This is a genomic window from Oscillibacter sp. (assembly GCF_032060045.1).
GTDB lineage: Bacteria > Bacillota > Clostridia > Oscillospirales > Oscillospiraceae > Oscillibacter.
This window is the reverse complement of sequence record NZ_DAMBZJ010000008.1, coordinates 1,235-5,609: the sequence shown is the minus strand read 5'-3', so window position 1 is coordinate 5,609 and position 4,375 is coordinate 1,235. Positions and strand designations below refer to the sequence as shown.

Annotated in this window: 4 protein-coding genes; 1 reads left to right on the top strand and 3 read right to left on the bottom strand. The window is 55.3% G+C overall.

Going from position 1 to position 4,375, the window contains the following annotated elements:
* Positions 1 to 43: 43 nt before the first annotated feature.
* The 3 genes from nth to RT018_RS04745 all read right to left on the bottom strand — a co-directional run bounded on the left by nth (position 44) and on the right by RT018_RS04745 (position 1,955).
* The gene (gene nth / locus RT018_RS04755; RefSeq protein ID WP_312939759.1) at positions 44 to 694 is read right to left on the bottom strand and encodes an endonuclease III; all 651 of its coding nucleotides are present in this window, start codon (positions 692 to 694) and stop codon (positions 44 to 46) included.
* A 203-nt stretch (positions 695 to 897) separates the two neighbouring features.
* A complete protein-coding gene (locus RT018_RS04750) occupies positions 898 to 1,275 on the bottom strand; it encodes a DUF4363 family protein (protein WP_312939757.1) in 378 nt (125 codons plus the stop codon).
* Complete coding sequence (locus tag RT018_RS04745; protein ID WP_312939756.1) at positions 1,272 to 1,955, bottom strand: DUF421 domain-containing protein; 684 nt, start codon at positions 1,953 to 1,955, stop codon at positions 1,272 to 1,274. The genes RT018_RS04750 and RT018_RS04745 overlap by 4 nt, the downstream gene beginning before the upstream one ends.
* A 540-nt stretch (positions 1,956 to 2,495) precedes the next feature.
* Between RT018_RS04745 and glmS the strand changes: the two genes are divergently transcribed.
* A complete protein-coding gene (gene glmS, locus RT018_RS04740) occupies positions 2,496 to 4,334 on the top strand; it encodes a glutamine--fructose-6-phosphate transaminase (isomerizing) (RefSeq protein WP_312939754.1) in 1,839 nt (612 codons plus the stop codon).
* Positions 4,335 to 4,375 lie beyond the last annotated feature (41 nt).

The window sequence follows — 4,375 nt, the reverse complement described above, 5'->3', positions numbered from 1 at the left end:
AAATCCCTTTTTATATGATAAACATAGTATATGGCGGGCAGAATTACTTCTTCGTCTGTTTCCCAATTTTCCTGAAATCGCAGTCTCGTTCCAGCGGACAGCCTTCACACCGAGGCGACCGCGCGGTGCAGGTGTCCCGCCCGAACAGTACCACACGGTGGCAGAAGTCTGAGGACTCCGAAGGTGGGAGGACCAGACGGAGCTGCCGCTCCACCTGAAGGGGGTCCTTGCTGCCGTCCGTGATGCCGAGTCGTCCACTGATGCGGATACAATGGGTGTCACAGACATAGGCGGGCTGGCCGTACACGTCTCCCAGAATGAGGTTTGCTGTTTTCCGGCCCACGCCGGGCAGGGCCGTCAGCTCTTCCATGGTGCCAGGGACTTTTCCACCGTGCTCTAGAATCAGCTTTTGGGCACAGGCAACAATGTCCCGAGCTTTGCTGTTGAAAAAGCCACAGGAGCGAACGTACTGCCCCACCTCCGCAACGTCCGCCTCCGCTAAACTCTGAAGCGTTGGAAACCGGGCATAAAGGGCGGGGGTAATCTGATTGACCCGCGCATCGGTGCACTGGGCCGAAAGCCGCACGGCAAACAGAAGCTCGTAATCCTTTTCGTAGTTTAAAGAACACAGCGCATCCGGGTAGATGTCCTTCAGCGTTTCGATAATGCGCTTGACCGCCGCCTTTGCCTTCATGCCGCTTCCTCCTTTTACACAAAAACCGACTGACTTCGCCTCAGTATAGCGTGTTTTACGGCGCTTGGCAACCGATTTTCAATTTTGGCAGTCTTTTTGTGAAGGGAATGGATGAAAAGCGGACAGTTTCAGACGGAGATGAAATTGTATTGCGGCGGGGAGGCGGGGTGTGCTATAATGCTTGCAGAGCGGGGGCGTTTCCTTTACAGCACGTTTTTAATACTGAACCGCTCTGTCTCTGAGAGAAGCCAAAGTTGGTGCCTAAGACCCGCCAGATCTGCCATACACTCCTGATCCTGCACGGCGATCAGGGCCGCGCAGCGGCGATATAAAGCGTCCGCGCCGTCCACTACCTCGTGCTCTGCCGTGATGTGGAGATAGGTTTGGCGCCCGGACCAGTCCTCGTAACTTTGGGAGACGAGGTCTCCCGCATCCTTCCAGTTTTCCGCGCTTACTGCCTCTTCCGCCTGCTCCAACTGGGAGCGCCAGCGGGCCACATCCTGATCTACGGCGCGGCAGTTTAGCACCGAGGCGGCCAGAATCGCCGCCAGAAGAAAAATAGGTGTCAGCCAAGATTTCATTTTGACTTCTCCTTTGGAATACAGTTGACCTTTCCGGCGCTGTCAAGCGTCAGCAAAAAAACATCCCGGTGATCGTTTAGACCCTGCCGGTGTACCTGCTTTTTCAGCCAGTCCATTGTTTTTTCACAAAGCTTCAGATTCCGAGTGATAAGCCGCCCGTCGTTTACCAGAATCACGGGAAGGGAGACCGTGTCTGTTACCTTTATCCCCTGATCGTCCGCCGACGGCGGCTGAGTGTGCGGCCAAGGCAGGACGGAGAGCTGGCCGGAGTTTTCAAGAATTGCGTATTTTACGTCTTTGATATCGCAGATGCCCTGCCCCCGCAGTTCCTCCAACAGTTCATCGATGGTGAAGCGATTTTTCCGCATCGCGTCCTGACGGAGCTTACCATGGTCGATCAGCACTGTGGGGGACCCGCACAACAGCCTTCGGATGCGAAGAGAATAAAGAGACAACTGGCTTAATAACATGGACAGTGACAGAAGCGTTAGAATTGGGATGAGGCCCGAGAGCAGAGGAATACCAAAATTCTGCATGGGCACCGCGGCCAGATCTGAGAGCATCATGGTCAGCACCAGTTCGCTGGGTTCTAACTCGCCAATCTGCCGCTTGCCCATAAGCCGCAGTCCTGCGGTAATGAGAAAATAGAGAATTACGGTCCGCAAAAACGCGGTGGCCATAAGCGCATACCCCCTTTCGCTCAGTATTTGCCAGAATAAGCGGGCGTATGCGGCAAAATGCGTTTTACCGGTTGGAGAATGACCCGTATCTCAACCAGCTGCGCCGCCCAATGGAATGTGGAGCAAAGCGGACGAGGAATAAAACGGGCTTCAACAAAAGGGCCCTTCATTTAAACAGCGGATAAGGCTCCGCCTAAGGGCGGGGATTATCATAAATCGATCCAAGTCGCAGAAGAAGAAAGGAGGCTTACGGGTAACCCCGTCAAAAGCGCCATGTGCCCACAGGCTAGGCTTGTGGGATAACGAGGAGAGGGGAGTATCGAGTGTTCGGCGGATGCCCCTCCGCATCCACGGATGTGTCACACAGTTCTGAAATATGCGGGCAACCGCAAAACAAAAAGACTGCGACCGTGGGAAAAGCGACAAATCGTCTGCGCGTTTGTCCTTTTGATATCCGGCCCTGAAAATTGGGACCGGCTGATACTTTGCGGCTTTTTTGGCTTGCAAAGGACAATTTGAATATCAGGAGGATTATCATCTATGTGTGGAATTATTGGTTATTCGGGCGATGCACAGGCCGCCCCGATTTTGCTGGACAGTCTGGAACGGATGGAATATCGGGGGTACGACTCTGCCGGTGTGGCCGTGCGGTCTGAGACGCATGGCCTTCAAGTGAGAAAATCCAAGGGCCGGCTGAAGGTTCTCAGCGATATGCTCCACGGCGGGGCGGATATGGAAGGGACGCTCGGCGTGGGCCATACCCGCTGGGCCACCCATGGAGAGCCCAACGACGTGAACGCGCATCCCCACGTCAGCGAAGGCGGGAATATCGCACTAGTCCACAACGGCATTATCGAAAACTATATGGAAATTAAGGAGCATCTTCAGAAACTGGGCGTAAAATTTATGTCCGACACCGACTCGGAGGTGGTCGCCCAGCTTTTGGAGTTCCATTACAACGAGTGCCACAATATGCTGGAGGCCGTGGGCCGCGTTCTGCGGCGCATTGAGGGCTCTTATGCCTTTGGCATCATCTGCTCTGACTATCCCGATGCGCTGATTGCCGCCCGGAAGGACAGCCCGCTGATCCTCGGCTATGGCAAGAACTGCAATTTCATTGCTTCCGACGTGACCGCGGTAATTAAATACACTCGGGACGTGGCCTATATGGACGACGGGGAAATCGCGGTGATTACGCCCCGGGGCATCGACGTGTTTGACGGTGAGCTTGTTCCCGTGGAGAAAACGCGCCGCACTGTGGACTGGGATGTGTCTGCCGCGGAGAAGGGGGGCTATCCCCACTTCATGATCAAGGAGATTATGGAGCAGCCGGATGCTGTTCGCCGCACCGTATCCCCCCGCATCCGGGAGGGCAGGATTGTACTGGACGACGTGAAGCTCACGCGGGAATATGTGGAGAATGTGTCCCGTATCTTTATTATTGCATGCGGGTCCAGCTATCATGTGGGCATGGTGAGCAAATATATCTGGGAAAAGCTGCTGCGCCGTCCTGTGGAAGTGGTGCTGGCCAGTGAATTCCGGTACTGCGACCCGCTGGTGGATGAGCGTTCTCTGGTGGTGGTCATTAGCCAGTCCGGCGAGACATTGGACACCATGGCCGCCATGCGGGAAGCCAAACGCAGGGGCGGACGGACGCTGGCCATTGTCAACGTCGTGGGCTCCTCCATCGCGCGGGATGCGGACGATGTGTTGTATACCTGGGCGGGGCCTGAAATTGCCGTGGCCACCACCAAGGCATATTCTACCCAACTATCCCTGATGGATTTGGTGGGGCTGTATCTGGGCGATTTGCTGGGTACGGTCTCTAAAGAAACGTACGCCGCTGCCGTGGAGGGCATCCAGCGGCTGCCCCAGCAGATGGCGGCGCTTTTAGAGGATGCGGAGGATGTGAAGTATTTTGCATCCCGGTACTTTAATCACGACTCAATTTTCTTCATCGGACGGAATCTGGACTATGCCATGGGCATGGAGGGATCCTTGAAGCTGAAGGAAATCAGCTATATTCATTCCGAGGCATATGCTTCCGGCGAACTGAAGCACGGTACGATCTCCCTGATTGAGCCGGGAACGCTGGTGGTGGCGCTGGGAAGCTATGCGCCGCTGTTCGACAAGGCCATGAGCAACGTGGTGGAGGTGAAGGCCCGGGGCGCGGAGGTGCTGGCCTTGACGACCGTTTGCCAACGGGAAAAGATGGAGAAAACGGCGGATGCGGTGCTCTCCGTGCCGGAGACGACGGAAATGCTTCAGCCCTCTCTGGGTGTGCTGCCGCTCCAGCTATTCTCTTATTACGTGGCGTTGCAGCGGGGTTGTGATATTGATAAGCCTCGAAATCTTGCTAAATCCGTCACGGTGGAATAAAAGCCGAACTATGTTAAAAAGCGATTCCCGCCTGTGGCGGG

What these genes read in the sequence shown, in the direction of transcription:
- RT018_RS04745 (WP_312939756.1), bottom strand. Translation starts at nt 1,955, where the DNA reads ATGGCCACCGCGTTTTTGCGGACCGTAATTCTCTATTTTCTCATTACC.
- nth (WP_312939759.1), bottom strand. Translation starts at nt 694, where the DNA reads ATGAAGGCAAAGGCGGCGGTCAAGCGCATTATCGAAACGCTGAAGGAC.
- RT018_RS04750 (WP_312939757.1), bottom strand. Translation starts at nt 1,275, where the DNA reads ATGAAATCTTGGCTGACACCTATTTTTCTTCTGGCGGCGATTCTGGCC.
- glmS (WP_312939754.1), top strand. Translation starts at nt 2,496, where the DNA reads ATGTGTGGAATTATTGGTTATTCGGGCGATGCACAGGCCGCCCCGATT.